This is a genomic window from Gluconobacter sp. Dm-44, from assembly GCF_018256175.1.
GTDB lineage: Bacteria > Pseudomonadota > Alphaproteobacteria > Acetobacterales > Acetobacteraceae > Gluconobacter > Gluconobacter cadivus.
Genome location: NZ_JAERLZ010000002.1, coordinates 335030 through 354630, shown reverse-complemented (window position 1 = coordinate 354630; position 19601 = coordinate 335030). Strand labels below are relative to the sequence as shown.

Below are 19601 nucleotides of genomic sequence, written 5' to 3'. Positions count from 1 at the left end.
CCCCGGACCCTGATGTCTCTTACTTGTTCGAGAACTTGAAAATCGTCGTGTAATCGAACGTCTGGCCCGGCTTGAGTTCAGTCGTCGGGAAAGACGGGTGATTCGGGCTGTCGGGATAATGCTCGGCCTCGAACGCAATCGCGTCGCCCTGACGATAGGCATGACCGGACACCCCGGCATAACCACCATCCAGCGAGTTGGACGTATAGACCTGAAGCCCCGGCTGGTTCGTCAGGATTTCCATGCTGCGGCCCGAACGCGGATCATAGACCTTGCCCGCCAGACGCGGCGCCTGACCAGACGGCCCGTTGACGACCCAGTTCATGTCATAACCACGCGCATACATCATCTGCTGGTCGTTGCTGCGCAGACGATCGCCGATGACGGTCGGCTTGCTGAAATCAAGCGGCGTCCCGGCGACAGGCGCGATCTGGCCAGTCGGGATCGACGTTGCGTCGGTCGGCGTGAAGCCATCGGCGTTGATCTGAAGAATTTCCGGCTCAATGGAGCCCGAACCCTCGCCGTTCAGGTTCCAGTAGCTGTGATTCGTCAGGTTCAGAACCGTCGGCGCGTCAGTCGTGGCAACATAATGCAGCGACAGGGCGTTGTCCGTGCCCAGCGTATAGGTCACATGCGTCGTCAGCTTGCCCGGAAAGCCCTGATCACCGTCCGGGCTGACCAGCTTGAGCGTCACATACGCGCCATTGTCGTTGGTGCCGGTCTTCTCTATCGTCCAGACGTTCTTGTCGAAGCCCTTCTTGCCGCCATGCAACGCATTCGGCGGGGCGGTCACGTCCGTATGATAGATCTTGCCGTCCACGGGAAAGCTGCCGCCGGCGAGACGGTTCGCGTAACGACCGATGATGGCGCCGAAGAACAGACCACCCTTCGCGCTGTCGACCGTATAGCCCTTCAGATTGTCGAACCCGAGAACCACGTCCTGAACATGTCCTTCGCGGTCCGGCGTCTCGACGGACTGGATAATGCCGCCATAGGTGATGATACGGGCCGTGGTACCGAGACCGTTCTTCAGGGTCACGATCCGCACGGGCTTGCCATCCGGCGTGCTGCCCCAGGGCTGATTGGCCACGGTAGGGTGCGCCTGCGCCACACCGGCGCTCAGGGCCAAAGCTGCGACAGTGGCGAGAAACGTACCCTTCGAGCCGAAGAATCTGGACATTGAAAACCTCCCGGGTGTTGAGTTGAGGCCACACTGATCCCAAAAATCCCGAGGGGTCAAAGCCCGGAAAGCAGCCAGAAAGCATCTGGATCGTTAAAGCATCTGGCCTCTTCAAACGAGCAGCATTTGCAGACATACAGGGATGCACGCTATCGGAGGATACGTTATGACTACGCCCCTCCGCAGTTTTCCGCGACGGATGGCGCGTGGCCGATCGGGGTTCATGGAGTCCTTCAGGGAACGGATTACGAAAATTTCCGTTTTCCGGTGACTTCTTCGTGAGCACTGGGCCGGGAAGGGTATTTTGGGGATGGTTATGGACTTTCGGCAGGACGACAACGCAATCCGGGAGACGCGCTCACGCCGTGTGTCACGTCGCAGCAGAGCTCTCGCAGGTACGCTCGCCCTGCTGGCACTGGGCGCCTGTGGCTCACTGCGCAACCCTCCCCCGACAGATCCGGACGATCTTGCGGACTACAAGGCCGCGAACGACCCCTACGAGCCCCTGAACCGCAAGATGTACAACGTCCAGATGTGGGCCTATCACAAGGTCCTGCGTCCGGTCGGCAAGGCATGGATCTGGGCCATTCCCAAGCCCGTGCGTCACTCCATTGCGAACATCAACGAAACCTGGCGCGAGCCTGCGGTGTTTTTCTCCGACGTCGGCGCAGGCAAGCCGCGCCGCGCAGGCGATGCCTTCATGCGCTTTGCAATCAACATGAGCGCAGGCGTTGGCGGTTTCTTCGATGTCGCAGGGCTGGTCGGCTACAACCAGCATGAAACCGATCCGGGCCTGACAATGGGCACCTGGGGCGTGGCGAGCGGGCCTTACCTGTTCATCCCGTTTGTCGGCCCGTCCAATTTCCGTGATGGTGCCGGTTACGGCATCGGTCAGGGCCTGACGCCGATCAACTATGTGCCGCGCGGCTATGATCTGCTAACCTTCAACTGGGCTTACAACGTGGCCGGGACCATGGAAGGCTATGCCAGCTCCATCGACCAGATCGACCATGTCGAACAGGACAGTCTGGACCCGTACTCCTATATCCGGAGTGCATGGCAGCAGAACCGCCAGAGCCAGATCGACACGATCAAGAACGACGACCGCGCCACGACCCCCGACTGGTACAACTGAGGACAACGACATGTTCAACGTATTTTCGCGCCGCACCATTCTCGGGGCCGTTGTCTCCCTCGCCGTCGCCACCGGAGCCGCACACGCCAACCCGGCGACGGACTTCGTAAACTCTTTCGGGGGCCGTCTGGCAGGCGTGGTCAACTCCAAAGAGCCGCTTGAGCAGAAGAAGAAGGAAGTCCTTCCGCTGCTTAAAGAGAATGTCGATATCGCCGGGATTGGCCGCTACTGCCTCGGCAAATACTGGCGGACCGCAACGCAGGCCCAGCGTGACAAGTACCTCTCCCTGTTCGATCAGGTTCTGGTCAACACCATCACGGACCAGATCGGCAGCTATCAGGGCGTGAGCTTCCGCGTCACATCCACAACGACCACGCCCGAAGGCGAACGCGTCAATGCGCTGATCGACCGTCCGGGCCAGCCGGAAGTCAACATGCAGCTGGTCATCGGCGGTAACCCGCCCAAGGTCATGGACATGTATGGCGAAGGTGCCAGCCTGCGCATGAACCAGCGCGGCGACTACAGCTCCTATCTCGCGCGCCATAACGGCGACGTCGACGCCCTGAACGCCGCTCTCGAACGACAGCTCTCAGCCCACAAGTAAGACATCAGGCAGGGCCGCCCGACACGGGCCGGTCCTGCCGGTGCGGCTCAGCGCACGGGGCGCTGCACCGTGACATGATAACGATAGATCGTATCCCGACCTGTAAACAGGACGTCTGTCCGCCCTTCCCGTCGTCCCATGATTTCCGCGACCTGATGGGACACGAGATTGATACTCAGAATATCCGGAAGCGGCGTCGAGGCTGACTGGACGTTTGGGGGAAGCGCCACAATCTCGCTCGCACCTGCCTGAAGCGTGATGGTCCGGTCCATGATATGCACGCCATTGACCACGCTCTCAACGGGCTTTGAGATCTCGGCAGAGGCCTGAGAAGCAAAAATCAGAACGACAAGTCCCAGACCTCGTGTGCAGACACTCATAAATCTCACGACAAAACTCCTGCCCCAATTGTAACAAAATTTTTCGATTTGTTATGGATAGGCAGGAGCATCTGAAAACACAACGGCCGCTTTGGCCGTCCGGAAAAATCGGTGCAGGTTTGTCAGTCCGCCGTGATTTCGTAGAGAAACATCGTATCGCCATCGCGGTCGAAAGTGGCCGTATGACGCAGTCCCAGACTACCCAGAACCGTGCGGGAGGCCAGATTGTCTTCCCTGGCCACGGCCACGATGCGCTTTTCGCCCGTATCCAGCACATAGCGCAGGGCCGCGGCCGCGGCTTCGCGGGCAATGCCGCGCCCGGCAGCCCATGGAAAAATGGAAAATCTCAGGCCCAGACCACGCCCGTCAGGGCGCTCGTGAACACCGGTAATGCCGACAAAACGGCCATTTTCGCGGATCGCAAAGATCCCCACACCGCACCGTGCCCAGAAACTGACGTCTTCCGCCATTTCCTGTTCGGTCATGGTCCGGTTGCGTACGCCGCCCAACATTTTGGCAAAGGCACCGGCATCGCCCTTGAGCTTGATCATGTCTTCTAGATCCGGCCAGTTGACCGGAGTCAGGACAAGACGGGCGGTTCGGATTTCACGCCCCAGCACGCAGCTCTCCCCAGACCATCAGCAGAAACCTTCAGCGGACAGGATCACCCCGTCCGCTGAACGGAAAACGCCGGATCAGCGGGCCAGCGGGCGGTATTTGATGCGGCCGGGTTCGGTGGCGTCCGGGCCCAGACGACGGCGCTTGTCGGCTTCGTAGTCCTGGAAGTTGCCCTCGAACCACTCGACATGGCTGTCACCCTCGAACGCAAGGATATGCGTGGCCAGACGGTCAAGGAACCAGCGGTCATGGGTGATGATCACGGCGCAACCGGCAAATTCCGCCAGAGCGTCTTCGAGGGCACGCAGCGTATCGACGTCAAGATCGTTGGTCGGTTCGTCGAGCAGGATGACGTTACTGTCCTGCTTGAGCATCTTGGCAAGATGGACGCGGTTGCGCTCACCACCCGACAGAATGCCCACGCGCTTCTGCTGGTCCGCCCCCTTGAAGTTGAACGCGCCCACATAGGCCCGCGATGGCACCGTACGCTTGCCAAGCTGGATGACGTCCGTACCGCCGGAAATTTCTTCCCAGACCGTCTTGTTGTCATCGAGCGTGTTGCGGGACTGATCGACGTATCCCAGCTTCACCGTCTCGCCGATCTTGAGCGACCCGCCATCCGGCGCATCATCGCCCGTGATCATTTTGAACAGCGTGGACTTACCTGCACCGTTCGGTCCGATCACGCCCACGATGCCACCCGGCGGCAGCTTGAAGCTGAGATTGTCGATCAGCAGACGATCGCCAAAGCCCTTGCTGAGATTTTCGGCTTCAATAACCGTGCCACCCAGACGCGGGCCCGGCGTAATTACGATATCCGCCGTGCCGCCTGCCTTTTCAGCATTGGCGGCCAGCATTTCCTCATACTTCGTGATACGCGCCTTGCTCTTGGCCTGACGGGCCTTGGGCGAGCTGGAAATCCATTCCTGCTCGGCAGCAAGAGCACGCTGACGGGAGCTTTCTTCCTTCTCTTCCTGCGCCAGACGCTTGCGCTTCTGAACGAGCCAGGAGGAGTAATTGCCTTCGAACGGATAGCCACGGCCACGCTCGAGTTCGAGAATCCAGTTCGTGACGTTATCAAGGAAGTAACGGTCATGGGTGATGACCATGACGGTGCCCTGATAGTCCCGCAGCGTCTTTTCGAGCCAGCTCACGCTTTCGGCGTCGAGATGGTTGGTCGGTTCGTCAAGCAGCAGGATATCGGGCTTTTCGAGCAGCAGGCGGCACAGCGCCACGCGGCGGCGTTCACCACCCGAAAGCTTCGTGACCGGACTGTCGGCGGGCGGGCAACGCAGCGCATCGAGCGCGATTTCCAGCTTGCGATCCAGTTCCCAGCCGTCGCCAGCGTCGATCTTTTCCTGAAGATCGGCCTGCTCGGCGAGCAGCGCGGTCATTTCGTCGTCCGACATCGGCTCGGCGAACTTCATCGAAATCTCGTTGAAGCGGTCCACGGCCTTTTTCAGGTCCCCGAAGCCCTGCGCAACATTCTCGCCAACCGTCATGCTCTCGTCGAGCTTGGGCTCCTGTTCGAGATAGCCAATGCGGACGCCCTCGGCGGCCCAGGCCTCGCCGCCATATTCCTTTTCAATGCCCGCCATGACCTTGAGCAGCGTGGACTTACCCGCGCCGTTCACACCCAGCACACCGATCTTCACACCCGGCAGGAAGGACAGCGTGATGCCCTTGAAGACTTCGCGCCCACCCGGATAGGCCTTCGTAAGGTCCTTCATGACATAGACGTACTGGTAGGCGGCCATGGGAGGTCTCCTCAATCGGTGGATGGGCGGGGAAGACGCGGAACACATCCGTTCCACGCAGATCAGATCGGCACACCGTGCGCCCGGAGGGACTCGAACCCCCAACCAAGCCGTTATGAGCGGCCGGCTCTAACCAATTGAGCTACAGGCGCGCGGGTGCAGTCCGCAATCGCCCAACTCGGGTCTTTTTGCAAGGGCTGACATGGTGGAATGTGTCTTTTTAAGTTAGTGTGTCACGCCTTCCCGTTCCCTAAAGGCCGTTCAGGCGACCTTTGCTGCCGTTGCGAGATGGCCTCACTGGTCCGTATTGCCCGAAGGGATGTCCGATGCCTGCAAATATCGCGAAAATACCCAGCAGTACTCCGCAGACATGATACAGACCGGGCCGGTCGCGCTTATCCGCAAACTGCGCTGGCTCTACGCTCCCGATCCGGTCATGGCCGGATATGCGCTCCGGACGACGTTCACCTCGCTGCTCGCACTCGGAATCGCGCTGCGGATGGAGCTTGGCAGCCCGCAATGGGCCGCGCTGACCGTCTGGATGGTGGCACAGGGCACACGCGGACGCAGCCTTGCGAAAGCCAAATGGCACCTGTTCGGCATGGTGGTCGGCGTCATCAGCGGAATCATACTGGTCGCTTCCTTTCCGCAGTCGCCTCTGATGTTCATTCTCCTGCTGGCAGGCGGAATCGGCGCGTTCTGCATGATCGGCACATTCATGCCCGGTCCGGCATCGATGACGAACTACCGCATCCACGGTATGCGGGCCTCGGGCTTCACCTACGCCATCGTCTCCCTCGACGGCATCGCGGACCCGCACCACATCTTCGCCATCGCCATGGCGCGCGCCACCTACATTCTGCTGGGCATCGTGCTCGAAGCCTCGATTTCCGGACTGTTTCAGCTCGGCCTGACCAAACGCACGCGCCACCAGCTTGCCAGCACGTTTGAAGACACGCTCAAACCCGCCCTGACCGCCATCGCGGACATCCTGATCGGCAAGGAGGGGGCAATGCAGAACGTGCAGGGTATCTTCACCCAGATCACGACGCTCGGCGATCAGGTGGAGTTCGCGGAAGTCGAGCTTGGCCGCCGCGATCATGCCGGAGACCATGCCCGCGCGGCGCTGGCGGATATCGCCGTCCTCCTCGCCCGCGCCCTCGATCTGGCGACCCTCATGCGCCTGCCGCTCAGTCAGGACGACATGTTCCATCAGGAAGCCGAGGCCATCCGGGACGTGTTTCTCAAACTCCCCGCCCGGCTGGAAGGGACGGAGACTATGAGCGTCCTTCTGGCCGATCTGCTGGCCCTGCGCCGTCAGTGCCGCCAGAAGGTGGTGATTGATTTCAACACCGCTCAGCCGGACGATGCCGCGCGCGAAGCCGTCCTTCGCCACGGCATGCTTCAGCAGGCCCTCGTCGAACTGATCGACGCACTCCGCATGGCGTTAAGCCAGTTCGAAGCCAGCCGACACCCCGAAGCGCACGACCATTTCCATGCGCCGATCCGCTCCTACCGCGACTGGCAGCAGGCCATTACCAATAGCCTGCGCTCATCCGTCACGGTCTTCGGAGCAGGGCTGATCTGGATCTGCACCGCCTGGCCCAGCGGGCTGACCTTCATCATGTTCGTCTGCATCGTGTGCAGCCTATTCTCGACACTGGAGCGCCCCGCGCTGGCCACGCAGGCGTTCCTGCGCGGAGCCTGCTGTGCGGTCGTCGCAGCGGGCATCCTCAATCTGGCCCTGATGGGCAAATCGACGACGTTTGAAATGCTGGGCATGTGGTCGGGCCTTGCGATGATGATCGGTGGACTGGCCTTTGCCTACCCGCCCCTGACCCTCCCGGCCGTATCGTACAACCTGTTCCTGCCCATTCTGATCGGCCCGTCCAATCAGGCCAAAACCGACGAAATTACCTATTTCAACACGGCCATGCCGCTCGTTCTGGGCCTGCTCTACGCCTCGTGGATGTATCGCGTTTTTCTGCCCTACGACCCCGCCCATCAACGCTGGACCATGCGCGAGAACATCCTGCGTGACCTACATCGGATCGCGGATGGTAGCGCACGGGAAACAGTGGACAGCGTGGTCTCGCGTAATGTGGACCGCTTCGTGCGGCTCATGACCAATTCGGGCTCAACCCCCTCGCCCGTTATTCAGGCCTATCTGACAGGAATTCTGTCGGGCATGCGCGTCATGCTCAATCTTCTGCGCCTTCAGGCCATCCGCCGCGATACGCGGCTTGTCGGGGAGGCCAGCAAGGCGCTTTCCCTCGTCATGGGGCGCATGAGCCATTTCAGCGGACGCTATCACGGCCATTACGGCCGCACCCTACGGGCGACAAAGCTCGCAATCCTGCATCTGCGGACATGCGAGCGCAACGAGTCCCGCCCCCGCGAACGCTTCATCCTGATCGCCGCCCTGACCAGTCTGGACGTTATCGCCACGGAGCTGGACACGAACCGCGTTTTCTTCGACGCGAACAGCCCGTACCTCGATCCGTCCGTCCGCTCCGAGGAACTGGAATCGACTGGCTGACACAATCCTCACGAACCGATCACGAAGAAATGTTCTGAAACACACTTCCCTTTTCCGGGAAACGGGGGAATTGTTCGTTTTCAGCCGCGGGATACCGCGGACGACAGGTTTAAGACCTACTGGGTTTCAGAACTAAGGATACCGTGATGTTTCGTCGTATCGTGCCCGTCCTCGGCCTCGCCCTCGGGCTCGGTCTGGCTTCCCAGGCCGCCATGGCACAGGAACAGTCCCCCCCGCCCCCGCCGGCCGTTCAGGGTACGCCCGGCAAGGACTTCACGGGCGTCTCGCCCGCCAACCTCGCTGGCATCATGAACTACTGCGTCGAACAGCAGTATGTGTCCTATGACGAAGGCAACCCGGTTCTTTACGGGCTGAGCGAGAAGTACAAGGCCACCGAACAGACGGTCGGCAATTTCGACTACGCGCTCGGCACCGCCGGTTACTTCGACAGCAACGGCAAGCGCTTCTACCTCGTGGCCTACACGAATGAAGACGACCGCCGCGCCGCCTGTCACGCCGCCGTCAAGGCCGCACAGCCGATGCTCTGAGCCCTGCCCGCAGGACCCGGATTTTCGCAAAAACTCCCCTGCCCCACGGCACGGGGAGTTTTTTTATGCCCGCTTCCCGCCATCAGACCGGACTTCCCTCCTTTCCGCTCTGGGCACGGGCCACAGGCGCCGGTAATATCCCCGCCTCTCCAAACAGTTCAGGACATGAACATCATGGACGTTTCCAAGATCTCGCCCGGCAAAGACCTGCCCAACGACATCAACGTCGTCATCGAAATCCCGCAGGGATCGCAGGTGAAGTACGAAGTGGACAAGGACAGTGGCGCCCTCGTCGTTGACCGTTTCCTCTTCACGCCGATGGCCTATCCGGCTGCTTACGGCTTCATTCCGGGCACGCTGGCCGCCGATGGCGATCCGGCTGACGCTCTTGTCCTGACGCCGTCCGCCGTCGTGCCGGGTGCCGTGATCCGTGCGCGCCCGATCGGCATGCTGAAGATGGAAGACGAAAGCGGACAGGACGAAAAGATCATCTGCGTCCCGCACGACAAGGTCCACCCGCAGTTCACGAACGTCCATTCCGTGGACGACCTGCCGGAAATCACGAAGAAGGCGATCACGCATTTCTTCGAGCGCTACAAGGATCTGGAACCCAACAAGTGGGTCAAGGTCACGGGCTGGGCTGACAAGGCCGCCGCAGGCGAAGTCATCATGGCTTCGGTCGCCGCCGCCAAGTAAGCCCCCGGCTTCCGTCGGAGGAACGCCCATAGCGTGCCCCCGACGGACACCCTGACGGGTACGTTTTCAAAACCCCCTGCTTCCCCCGGAGGCAGGGGGTTTTGTTCGATATCACATATATTTGTGGGAATTTATGATACAAGTAACATTATATTATGTTCTTTACCGGTAAATATATGTTACCTCCGAGATGCTAACCTGCTTTTCCAAGGAATCAGCGGATTGTCTCGAGTTCATCTCCACGCAGCCTTCTGCCTGGCCACAATTCTTCCGTCCTGCGTCATGGCCCAGAGTGCTGGGACCCAGAACACCTCAGGGACCTCCTCAACACCCAGCACGGGATCCGCTTCAGACCGGACGCTCTCGACCTTTCAGGCCTATAGCCCGGACGCAAAAGTCACACAGATCAAGGTCACAGCCCCGCAGCAGGGAATTCCGCCCGTCATCTGGCCGTCCGAAAACTCGGAACTCCCCAGCGAGCGAGTCAACACGCCTCTGAACCAGATCTATTTCGGCAATGAATGGGTTCCTCCCCTTCCAAAACCCGAAGCTCTTCTGACGAACCCGTTCGGCTGGAATACCTGGCTGCGCGACCGTGGCATCGCGTTAACGATGGACACCACCAACGAGTTTTCCGGCGCCATCACCAGCCCGACACCGGGCTATGGTCTGAAACAGGGCAGCAGCAACGCTGGCCAGTACAGCCTTGAGAACGATATCGACTGGGAAAAGCTCGCCAATGTCCGCGGCTTCTCGACCCATGCACTTGTCGTGGGCCGGTACGGTATCCCCGGCAGCCGCATGTTTGGCGATAACCTCAACCCCAGCTCCGAAATCTACGGCGCAGGCGGCAACGTGGTCGTCCATCTCGTCTATGCCTATGCCGAAGAGACAATCGCCAAGGGCCGCGTGGACCTTGCGGCTGGGCGTATCCCGTTCCTGAACGATTTCTCGTCCAATCCGCTGTATTGCACCTTCCAGAACAATGCGTTCTGCGGAAACCCGAAAGCATCGTCAGACAACACGACCCATTCATCCTACCCGGATGCGGGCTGGGCCTTCCGCGCCCGGACCCGGCCAACCGTCAGCACCTACATTCAGACCGGTGTCTATTTCGCGCAGGCCGGGATTTACGGCAACGCGCAGTATCGCACGGGCTTCAAGTTCAACGGCGGAGACATCCATGGCGAAGCAATCCCGGTCGAAGCCGGGTGGGAACCGCTGTTCGGCAAAGACAAGCTGCCCGGTCACTACAAAGTTGGTTACGCCATCGACAACGCGCCCCACAAGGACAACTACTATGACATGAACGGGCAGCCCTATGTCATCAGCGGCCTGCCCGCCCGGACAGTGAACTATTCATGGTCTGCCTGGGTTCTGGCCGATCAGATGGTGTTGCGCCATCACGTCAAGGGCAATGCCGATGCTGGCCTGATCCTGCTGGGCGGCATGTACGCCAACAGCCCGCGCACCCAGCTTCGTGGCCAGCAATATTTCGCGGGCCTGATCGATACCGGATTCTGGGCCTCACGCCCGCTGGATACGATCGGTATCAACTTCTCCTATGTCCGCGTTTCCAAGAACGCGACCGCAACGGAACGGCTTCAGGCCCTGTACGGTGTGCCGCTCATGGCAGGCTCCCTGACGCCCCAGACATTTGGCGAAGTTCTGGAAGCCACATACCGCATCCATGTGATGCGCGGCGTCACCTTCGCGCCTGACTTCCAGTACTATTTCCGTCCGGGCGCACAGAAAGCCCTCAAGGACGCCGCAATGCTTGGCTTCAAAAGCCACATCCAGTTCTTCTGAACAACACTTCGTCCGGGAAGCACGATCTCAACAGACGGCTTCCCGGATAAACCGCCTGCCCGCACGGCGTTTTTCCAGACCATCCTGAGTTTCGAACAGTGTTCGAAAATGCAGCGGAAATTCCCCGCCCGCACCGCGGAAGGGACTGGTTGATCACTTCAATATGCTGGATTTTTTCTGGAGCGGGCGATGGGATTCGAACCCACGACCCCAACCTTGGCAAGGTTGTGCTCTACCCCTGAGCTACGCCCGCACTCCGTGGAGGGGCTTATGGCCGAATCAGAGCCCCGGCGCAAGAGAAGAAGAGGCCATCCCAACACCACTTTGGCGACAGAGTGCAGAAACGAAAAAAGGCACCCGAAGGTGCCTTTTTTTCATTGGAGCGGGTGATGGGATTCGAACCCACGACCCCAACCTTGGCAAGGTTGTGCTCTACCCCTGAGCTACACCCGCACTCCGTGGAGGGGCTTATGGCTGAATCAGCAGAACCGCGCAAGAGGGATTTTTCGATTCTGATGCAATATCTGCTTCCCGCCCTCTCCGACAGGGTGTGGACTTGCACCACAGGCACACACATCCGATCTTTCAGGGAACTTGTTTTCCCAGCGAACGGTCCCCGCCCCCATGAGCAGCACATTCGACGAACACATTATCGGCCAATCCCCCAAAACACCCCCGGCAGGCGCAACCGCCACCATCATCGACGCCGATCAGTCCAGCTTCATGGCGGACGTGGTCGACGCCAGCAGCACGATTCCGGTTCTGGTCGATTTCTGGGCGCCGTGGTGCGGCCCATGCAGACAGCTGACGCCCGTTCTGGAAAAAATCGTCCGCGCGGCCGGAGGACGAGTCAAACTCGTCAAAGTGGACGTGGAAGCCAACAAGGCCCTCGCCGCACAGCTCGAACAACTTGGACTGCCGCTTCAGTCCATTCCCGTCGTGGTGGCGTTCTGGAAAGGGCAGGTGCTGGACCTTTTTCAAGGTGCCCAGCCGGAAAGCGAAATCCGCCGCTTTGTGGAGTCCCTGCTCAAACTGGCCGGAGATGTCATGCCCGCCACGGAAATTCTGACAGCCGCCCGTCAGGCGCTGTCAGATGGCCATGCGGATCAGGCGGCCGGTCTGTTCTCGCAGCTTCTGGAAGCAGAACCGGAAAGCCCCGAAGGCTGGGGTGGCATGATCCGTGCGCTCATTGCCCTGAACGAGCCGGAAGCCGCCGAAGATGCCTCCTCGCAGGCTCCGACCAAACTGGACACCCATCCGGAAATCACAGGCGCCCGCGCCGCGCTGGCGTTGCATGTAGAAGGCACCAAAGCCGCCTCGGAACTCGACACGCTACGTCAGCAGAGCGCCGCGGCACCCGATGATTTCGATCTGCGCATCAAACTGGCCGCCGCCCTTAACGGAGCCGGTCAGCGGGCACAGGCCGCCGATACACTGCTAGACATTCTCCGTACCGACCGGGACTGGAACGATGGCGCAGCAAAAACCGAGCTTCTGCGCTTTTTTGAGGCGTGGGGACATACGGATCCTGATACGCTGGCCGCAAGACGCAAACTCTCTTCCCTTCTGTTCTCGTGAGCCGATGACCGAAACCCCCGATCTCCCGCCTGACGACGTATCGAACGAGCCCGCCCGACGCGCTCCGCCCCTGACGGAACTGACGCTGGCCGATATTCCGCCCCGCGTCGGCCTGTTTCCGTTGTCAGGCGCGTTGCTGCTGCCCGGCGGTCATTTGCCGCTGCTGGTCTTTGAAGCGCCCTATGTAGCGCTTCTGGAAGATGCGCTGGCCGGACGCAGGATGATCGGCGTCATCCAGCCCCTCATGGACCCTGATACGGACGAGCACCCCCTGCTCTACCGGACAGGAACCCTGGGCCGCATCACGGAATTTGCTGAACATACGGATGGCACCTTCACCGTCACCCTGCTCGGAATTTCCCGCTTCCGTCTAATCCGCGAAACCCCGACCGAGCACGGATGGCGCGAAGGCATCATTGATGCCACCCCATTCGCCGCCGATCTGGTCGAGGAAGATCCGATGCCGATCAATCGCGATCTGCTGCTGGAGGGGCTGAAAACCTATCTCGAGTCCCGCGACCTTCAGGCAAGTTGGCCGCTGATCGAGGATATGGACGATGAGACGCTGCTGGTTGTCCTGCCGATGCTCGTGCCGTTCACGCCGGTGGAAAAGCAGTCCCTGCTGGAAGCCATGACACTGGACGAACGCGCCGGGCTCTTGCTGGATCTGCTTGAGAGGGGCATGGAATAGTCATGACGACTGAACTCGATCCCCGCCTCCTCTCCCTTCTGGTCTGTCCTCTGACCAAGGGGCCGCTGACCTATGACCGTGAGACCCAGGAGCTCATCAGCCCCCGGGCCAAGCTCGCCTTCCCGATCCGGGACGGGATTCCGGTCATGCTGGCTGACGAAGCCCGTTCGATCGAGACCTGAAGTCAGGCTTTTTCCCGGATGCCGTTCTGGGACGGCATTTTTGGCGCGGAGGGTAGTCCTCCTCGTTGTGACGGGCGGGACTGGGCTTTGCGGACCTTGAAGTTCCGCACGACGCGCGTCAGCTCCCCGGCGTCGCCGACCAGTTTCTGGCTGGCGCTGCTGGTCTGATGGACAATCGCGGCGTTGCTCTTGGTCACGCCCTCAAGCTGCGTTGTGCTGGCGTTGATATCCATGATGCGCTGGGCCTGCGCTTCAGCGCCCGAGGCGATTTGCCCCACAGCCGTTCCCAGACGCTCAACCGACGTGCTGATGTTGCCGAGGGCCGTACCGGTTTCGTCGACCATCTGCACACCGCGCTGCACATCCTGCATACTGCTGGCGATCAGTGACTTGATTTCCTTGGCTGCCGTGGCGGAGCGCTGCGCCAGCGCCCGGATTTCCTGCGCGACGACGGCAAAACCACGCCCTGCATCCCCGGCATGGGCGGCTTCCACACCCGCATTGAGCGCCAGAAGATTGGTCTGGAACGCGATTTCGTCGATGACGCCGATGATCTGGACGATCCGGTTGGAGGATGAGGAAATCTTGGCCATCGCCTCGACGGTCTTGCCGACGATTTCACGGCCCTGTTCGGTTTCCTGACAGCAATCGGCCACGGTCGTATCGGCCTGACGGGCTTCGTCGGCCACGGCCTTCACCGAAGACGTCAGTTCCGCAATATTACGCGCGACAGCCGCCAACGCATCGACCTGCTCGGCGATACGGCCGGTGATGTCTTCCGTAGAGCCACTGATTTCGCGGGCTCTCTGTTCCACAGCCCCCGAGGTCTCGCGAACGGCATGAACGATCCGTCCGAGCCCTTCGCAGGCGCGATGAAACGCACCGCTCATCCGGCTTGAGCCGTTTTCCAACGACGGATCGATCTGCTGAACCAGATCACCGCCTGCCATGCGATCCAGTGCATCGGCCAGCGCATCCGACAGGGCTGCGAGGCTCTGAATGCGCTCGTTTTCCGCCCGCGACCGTTCCTGCACGTCCAGATTCTGGGTGTAGGTTTCCAGCCCGAGTTCCATATCGAGGAGGCCGCAGCGGATCAGAAGCCCGATCTGGGAAGCCGCTTCCTCAGCGGAGGTTCCTTTGGCCGGACGGCGCAGAAGACGATCCAGAACGCTGCGGCGCGGCTGGGGCCAGTGCTGGCGGAGCAGTTCCGTCACCATGCCTTCGATCAGGAGGGCATAACCGCCGACATACCATTGGGGTTTGAGGCCGATCCGGGCATGCGTGTTCCCGATTGCACGCGTGCTCGCAACATAATCGGCGCCGAACTCGCCCTGGAGGATCTGCTTCCAGTGCTTTTCCTGTTGGCTGCGCGCGCCATTGCGGTGCTGCTCGCTGGAAAAAAACTTGTTCAGGGCCGGAGTTTTAAGAATCCGGCCATAAAAATGGTCCAGCGCAGATCCCAGAACGCTCAGGGCCTGTGGGCGGATTCTGGCCAGATGGGCTTTCTCAGCCGCGCCGATGCCAAGAAAAAGCAGTCGTTCGGCAATATCTGCCTTGACCTGCTCAGTCATAATCGGAGTCTCCAGAGCGTGGATTTGGCGCATGTTCAAGCCAAAGCCCCTAACACGCCAAGTGTTACGCAATCATGAAGAAACCCCGACAGATCTCCGGTCAGTTGGGCGTATTGTTTTTACCGTAAGACACTTCGGTATCCGGCGTTGCCGGATGCGGTGCGATATCGACGCTGCCACCCTGGCCGCCGAAGGACATGCCGCCAGAGGATGGCCCGCTGTCGGTCTCATGGGAGGACGGTGCAGGACTTTCCGCACCCGGCGGCATGGGCATGACCGGAGCGTCATCGGCATAGGACACGCCGCTTCCCTGACGGTGACGGGCGCTGCCATGAGCATGCGATCCGTGACCCGGGCCTGCACCCGGCGGCGGAAGGGGGGCCATGTCCGGGGATGGCCCGCTGAGCATGGAGCCGCAGCCTGTCATGGCAAGAAACGACAGCATAAAGAGGGAAGAGACGAAACGCATGACAGGCAATATAGCACTTTTCAGCGGTTGACGCATCCCTTTGCGGGATGGGACACAGCGCGTTCCCGCCGCGATCAGCGGCCTGTCCAGCAAGGATGCATTTACCATGTTCGAAGGCCGGATCACGACCCCTGCCACACGGCGGCGCGCCTGGTGGGACAGTCTGTTCGTGGACCATTCCATCTTCCGGCTCGGCTGGACCAATCTTGCCCCCGTCGTGTCGGGCAAGGTCTGGCGCTGCAACCATCCGACGCCCGCGCGGCTGCGGAGCCTGAAGCGGCGACTGCATCTGAAGACGCTCGTGAACCTGCGTGGACATCGCAAATGCGGCTCCGATGCGCTGTCACGCGGGGCTAGCGCAAAACTGGGGCTGACGCATCTCGACATGGCATTCGAAAGCCGGGGCGCCCCGCATCGTGACCGTATCCTGCGGTTTTACGACATGTATCAGACGCTGGCTTTTCCGATGCTCATGCACTGCAAATCCGGCGCGGACCGCGCGGGTCTGGCATCCGGACTGGTACTGATGTTCGAAGGCGGCACGGCTCAGGACGCTCTGGGGCAGTTGCACTGGCGGTTCGGACATTTCAACCGTTCCCGAACCGGGATTCTGGATGCGTTTTTCCTGCGCTATCAGAAGGAAGCCGAGGGACGTCTACCGTTCATGGACTGGGTGCGGAACGAGTATGACGAGGACCGTCTGCGCGCCGACTTCAAGGCTGGCAAGCTGGCGTCTTTCGTCAATGACAGCATTCTGCGTCGGGAATAAAGGCCCGGCGTTCAGTCCGCTTTCGGATCTGCCGCGCCGAGGGAGCGGATCAGGTCCAGCATCCGTTTACGGACCGCAGGGTCCGGGATGCGGTAATAGGCCCGCACCAGCTCGACCGTCTCGCGGCGGCTGAACAGGGCGGCCTCGTCCACCGGCAGATCGAACAGGCGGGGCGATGCAGCGCTTCGGGCCGGACGATCGCCAAATGCGGCCTGAGTTTCGGCAAACCCCGTAACCGGTCCCTTGAAAGGCTGGGACTGACCAAAAACAGGGGTGAAAGGCCGGGAGGTTTCAGGGAAAGGCCGCGACGCAAAGGTCCGGGATTCCTGAGCCTCCCGCATATCATCGAAAAAGAAGCCGACCGGCACGTCCAGAATCTGCGCCAGATCGTAAAGACGGCTGGCGCCGACGCGGTTGGCGCCCCGTTCGTACTTCTGGATCTGCTGGAAAGTCAGGCCCAGCGCCTCGCCCAGCTTTTCCTGCGACAACCCCATGAGGGTACGGCGCAGCCTGATCCGGTTGCCGACATGGGCGTCTACAGGCCCGGCCGCAGCGGAACTGCGGGTTTCGGAGCGAGTACGATCCGAGGAAGAGGACTGTTTTTCTGGCACGTCCTGATGGTTAATAAAACTACAACAGCTTGTCAATGTTAACCTTTTTGTGTCGTTCTATGTCGCCTGTGAATCGCAGGAAACAGGGCCAGAATCATGCACAGGATCGCAAGCGTGAGGGGCGTCGCGCGCCCGAAGCGGGAGAAAAATGTCGGGGGAAGTGGCGATGGAATATCGCTGACCAGAACATCGGCCAGCCCCCAGCCCAGACGGGCAGTTTCATGTCCGGTCGCATCATAAATGGCGGAAATTCCGGTATTGTTGGCAAACACGACCGGAAGCCCTTCCTCCACGGCTCGCATCCGCCCCGTAGCGAGATGCTGGCGCGGGCCGGCGCTGTTGCCGTACCAGGCGTCATTTGAAATCGTCACCAGCCAGTCCGGGCGGTCGTTGCGGGCCGTGACGGAGCCAGAGAAAATGATTTCATAGCAGACCATCGGCCCCACGCGCCCCAGACCCGGCAGATCCCATGTCTTCAGACCCGGCCCCGGCGTCAGAACACCGGGCAGCACGTTAAACGGCAGAATCCAGGGCTGGTATTCGCCGAACGGCACCAAACGGCTCTTGTCATAAATCGCCGCAATGCTGCCATCGGGAGCAACCGCGATCAGGCTGTTGAACCAGTCCTTGCCGGACTGGCGGTCCGAGCCAACCAGAGCCGGGGCACCGTCTGCCGCACGGGCAATCATCTGTCGGGCCAGCGTATCTTCGTCCAGAAGGCCGGGAAAGCCGGATTCCGGCCAGATCACCACGGGCGACCGACCGCCCTGCGCATAGGCTTTCTGTACGCCCTGAGCCGTCAGACTCAGATAGCGGCGGAAATTGCCGACCGCATCCGCATGGCTGATGACTTCCGCTTCCGGCACGTTGCCCTGCACCAGAACGGCCCGGGGATTGGTGATGTTCAGGGGCGTTGCAGTGGACAGTCGCCATGCGCCCGCACCGACCCAGAGCACGCAGACGGCCAGTACCGCCAACGCTGCACGTCTGCCGCGAAACAGCGCAAGTGAGCCGAGCACGAGGGCCAGCGATAGCCCATCCACACCTAGAACGGCGGCGGGCTGAATCAGGACGTCTCCAGCGAGGCCCGGTAGTTCAAGGTCGCTGCCGAGCGGGTTCCACGGAAACCCCGAGAACATGAAGACGCGCCCCATATCCATGACGGTCCAGCTTCCCGCGAACATCAGCACCCGTCGCCAGCCGGGCGGCACTACGCGGCACAACACGGCCGGAACACAAATGAACGGGGCGATCAGCAGGGCGACGCCGGGGGACGCGAACGGCACGACCCACCAGAATTCGTGAACACGCGTCAGAATTGCGTTCGTCAGCCAGTAGAGCCCGACGGTGTGGAAGCCCATGCCGAACAGGAAGCCACACCATGCCGCCTGCTTCCACGACCGCGCATCCTCCGACACGCGATACAGGACCATCAGCCCCACGGGCAGCAGGAACAGGAAATGGACCGGAGGCAGGGACAGGGCTGCGAGTGCTCCGGCAAGCAGCATCAGTCCGGCGAGCCGCCAGCCGCGGACAGGGAGCGTCGAAATCATGGGAAAACCGTCCGGCTGACGAAGGGGCTGAAATAGAAAACAGCCGGACCCTGAAGATCCGGCTGTGAGGCAGACTGTCAGTCGAGGGCGTCGCGCAGACGGCGTTCGTAATGGCGGTAATACTTGTCCGCCAGAAGTTCGCTTTTCACCAGAACGGCGACATCCGTGGTGTTGAACTGCTCGTCCACCACGGCCCCATCACCGACATATCCGCCCAGACGCAGATAGCCCTTGATCAGCGGCGGCAGCTTGTTGAGGCAGGCGCGGTAGTCCAGCACATGCGGATCGGTACGCTGCATTTCCACATAACGGTCCGGCAGCGCGCGAATGCGCAGGGCCGGGGGAGCCAGATGGTTGTGATGCATGTAGGTGAGCTGGTCGGCCAGAGCATCCGGGTCGGTCCCCGGCAGACTGCCGCACCCGAACAGCACGTCGATCCGGTGCAGGAAGATGTAGGACGCAATACCGCGCCACAGAAGCTGCATGGCGGAACGGCCGCGATATTCCTTCGCCACGCAGGAGCGGCCAACTTCAAGCAGGCGTCCGGGAAATTCCGTCAGGGTTGAGATGTCGTATTCGGAGGACGTGTAGAAACGCCCGACCTTCTCCGCGGCATCCGAGCGCAGCAGACGATAGGTTCCGACGACACCGGCGGCACCCGGGCCCTTGTCATGGTCAATAACCAGAAGGTGATCGGCAGCTTCGTCAAATTCATCGACGTCACGCTTGGTGCGGAAGGCGCGCTCGTCAGGATGGGCGCCGAGTTCTTCAAAGAAGACGCGATAGCGCAGGGCCTGAGCAGCGTCGCGCTCCTCTTCCGTCTCGGCGATGCGTACCCCCAGCGTGCCACCGCGCAGTTCCTGAAACCCGCCTTCGCGGTTCAGGGAGAGGGTGGAGAGTGTCTCCATCTG

19 protein-coding genes, 3 tRNA genes and 1 pseudogene are annotated in these 19601 nt (G+C 61.0%); 11 read left to right on the top strand and 12 right to left on the bottom strand.

What is annotated here, in order from left to right; all coding sequences use genetic code 11:
- Positions 1-19 precede the first annotated feature (19 nt).
- Positions 20-1180 carry an aldose epimerase family protein gene (locus JK213_RS04725; protein WP_194261222.1) on the bottom strand — a complete coding sequence of 387 codons (1161 nt, stop codon included), beginning with the start codon at positions 1178-1180 and terminating at the stop codon, positions 20-22.
- Positions 1181-1496: 316 nt separating this feature from the next.
- Between JK213_RS04725 and JK213_RS04720 the strand changes: the two genes are divergently transcribed.
- Together JK213_RS04720 and JK213_RS04715 are read left to right on the top strand one after the other, a co-directional pair.
- Complete coding sequence (locus JK213_RS04720; protein ID WP_194261221.1) at positions 1497-2315, top strand: VacJ family lipoprotein; 819 nt, start codon at positions 1497-1499, stop codon at positions 2313-2315.
- Positions 2316-2325: 10 nt separating this feature from the next.
- Positions 2326-2919, top strand: coding sequence for a phospholipid-binding protein MlaC (locus JK213_RS04715; RefSeq protein ID WP_194261220.1), 594 nt, complete (start codon positions 2326-2328; stop codon positions 2917-2919).
- Positions 2920-2966: 47 nt separating this feature from the next.
- On the opposite strand, the gene JK213_RS04710 is transcribed toward JK213_RS04715, so the two are convergent.
- The 4 genes from JK213_RS04710 to JK213_RS04695 all read right to left on the bottom strand — a co-directional run bounded on the left by JK213_RS04710 (position 2967) and on the right by JK213_RS04695 (position 5826).
- Entirely contained in the window at positions 2967-3299 is a 333-nt protein-coding gene (locus tag JK213_RS04710; RefSeq protein WP_194261344.1) for a pilus assembly protein N-terminal domain-containing protein, read from the bottom strand.
- Positions 3300-3421: 122 nt separating this feature from the next.
- Entirely contained in the window at positions 3422-3919 is a 498-nt protein-coding gene (locus JK213_RS04705) for a GNAT family N-acetyltransferase (RefSeq protein ID WP_194261219.1), read from the bottom strand.
- Between the two features lie 75 nt (positions 3920-3994).
- On the bottom strand, positions 3995-5674 hold the full coding sequence (gene ettA / locus JK213_RS04700; RefSeq protein WP_141350458.1) for an energy-dependent translational throttle protein EttA: 1680 nt from the start codon (positions 5672-5674) through the stop codon (positions 3995-3997).
- 78 nt (positions 5675-5752) lie between these two features.
- Positions 5753-5826: transfer RNA gene (locus JK213_RS04695), tRNA-Ile, on the bottom strand.
- Positions 5827-6044: 218 nt separating this feature from the next.
- On the opposite strand from JK213_RS04695, the gene JK213_RS04690 reads away from it, so the two are divergent.
- The 4 genes from JK213_RS04690 to JK213_RS04675 all read left to right on the top strand — a co-directional run bounded on the left by JK213_RS04690 (position 6045) and on the right by JK213_RS04675 (position 11266).
- Positions 6045-8213 (top strand): FUSC family protein, encoded by a 2169-nt coding sequence (locus tag JK213_RS04690; protein WP_194261343.1) that lies wholly within the window; start codon positions 6045-6047, stop codon positions 8211-8213.
- 146 nt (positions 8214-8359) lie between these two features.
- Positions 8360-8761, top strand: a complete 402-nt coding sequence (adhS, locus tag JK213_RS04685; RefSeq protein ID WP_011252329.1) for an alcohol dehydrogenase subunit III — start codon at positions 8360-8362, stop codon at positions 8759-8761.
- A gap of 174 nt (positions 8762-8935) precedes the next feature.
- Positions 8936-9457, top strand: a complete 522-nt coding sequence (gene ppa, locus JK213_RS04680; RefSeq protein ID WP_062030065.1) for an inorganic diphosphatase — start codon at positions 8936-8938, stop codon at positions 9455-9457.
- Between the two features lie 222 nt (positions 9458-9679).
- Positions 9680-11266: a carbohydrate porin gene (locus tag JK213_RS04675; protein WP_194261218.1), complete on the top strand. Its 1587-nt coding sequence runs from the start codon at positions 9680-9682 to the stop codon at positions 11264-11266.
- Between the two features lie 178 nt (positions 11267-11444).
- Here the strand turns inward: JK213_RS04675 and JK213_RS04670 are convergent.
- A tRNA-Gly gene (locus JK213_RS04670) sits at positions 11445-11519 on the bottom strand.
- Between the two features lie 125 nt (positions 11520-11644).
- A tRNA-Gly gene (locus tag JK213_RS04665) sits at positions 11645-11719 on the bottom strand.
- A 171-nt stretch (positions 11720-11890) separates the two neighbouring features.
- On the opposite strand from JK213_RS04665, the pseudogene JK213_RS16165 reads away from it, so the two are divergent.
- The 4 genes and pseudogenes from JK213_RS16165 to JK213_RS04650 all read left to right on the top strand — a co-directional run.
- Positions 11891-12274: pseudogene (locus tag JK213_RS16165) on the top strand (thioredoxin family protein); the annotation flags it as partial.
- Between the two features lie 39 nt (positions 12275-12313).
- Positions 12314-12844, top strand: a complete 531-nt coding sequence (locus JK213_RS16160) for a tetratricopeptide repeat protein (protein WP_408872059.1) — start codon at positions 12314-12316, stop codon at positions 12842-12844.
- Positions 12845-12848: 4 nt separating this feature from the next.
- Positions 12849-13535 (top strand): LON peptidase substrate-binding domain-containing protein, encoded by a 687-nt coding sequence (locus tag JK213_RS04655; RefSeq protein ID WP_194261216.1) that lies wholly within the window; start codon positions 12849-12851, stop codon positions 13533-13535.
- A gap of 2 nt (positions 13536-13537) precedes the next feature.
- The gene (locus JK213_RS04650; RefSeq protein WP_194261215.1) at positions 13538-13717 is read left to right on the top strand and encodes a Trm112 family protein; all 180 of its coding nucleotides are present in this window, start codon (positions 13538-13540) and stop codon (positions 13715-13717) included.
- Between the two features lie 2 nt (positions 13718-13719).
- Here the strand turns inward: JK213_RS04650 and JK213_RS04645 are convergent, their stop codons facing one another.
- A complete protein-coding gene (locus JK213_RS04645) occupies positions 13720-15288 on the bottom strand; it encodes a globin-coupled sensor protein (protein ID WP_194261214.1) in 1569 nt (522 codons plus the stop codon).
- 100 nt (positions 15289-15388) lie between these two features.
- Positions 15389-15865, bottom strand: coding sequence for a hypothetical protein (locus JK213_RS04640; protein ID WP_228125302.1), 477 nt, complete (start codon positions 15863-15865; stop codon positions 15389-15391).
- Here JK213_RS04640 and JK213_RS04635 point away from each other — a divergent pair.
- Positions 15864-16526 carry a tyrosine-protein phosphatase gene (locus JK213_RS04635; protein WP_194261213.1) on the top strand — a complete coding sequence of 221 codons (663 nt, stop codon included), beginning with the start codon at positions 15864-15866 and terminating at the stop codon, positions 16524-16526. The two genes, JK213_RS04640 and JK213_RS04635, sit on opposite strands and share 2 nt — an antisense overlap.
- Positions 16527-16537: 11 nt before the next feature.
- On the opposite strand, the gene JK213_RS04630 is transcribed toward JK213_RS04635, so the two are convergent.
- The 3 genes from JK213_RS04630 to JK213_RS04620 form a co-directional block, all read right to left on the bottom strand.
- Positions 16538-17020, bottom strand: a complete 483-nt coding sequence (locus tag JK213_RS04630; protein ID WP_235993316.1) for a helix-turn-helix transcriptional regulator — start codon at positions 17018-17020, stop codon at positions 16538-16540.
- 155 nt (positions 17021-17175) lie between these two features.
- Positions 17176-18690, bottom strand: coding sequence for an apolipoprotein N-acyltransferase (gene lnt / locus JK213_RS04625; protein WP_194261211.1), 1515 nt, complete (start codon positions 18688-18690; stop codon positions 17176-17178).
- A 77-nt stretch (positions 18691-18767) separates the two neighbouring features.
- Positions 18768-19598 (bottom strand): GNAT family N-acetyltransferase, encoded by an 831-nt coding sequence (locus JK213_RS04620; RefSeq protein WP_174694226.1) that lies wholly within the window; start codon positions 19596-19598, stop codon positions 18768-18770.
- Positions 19599-19601: the final 3 nt, after the last annotated feature.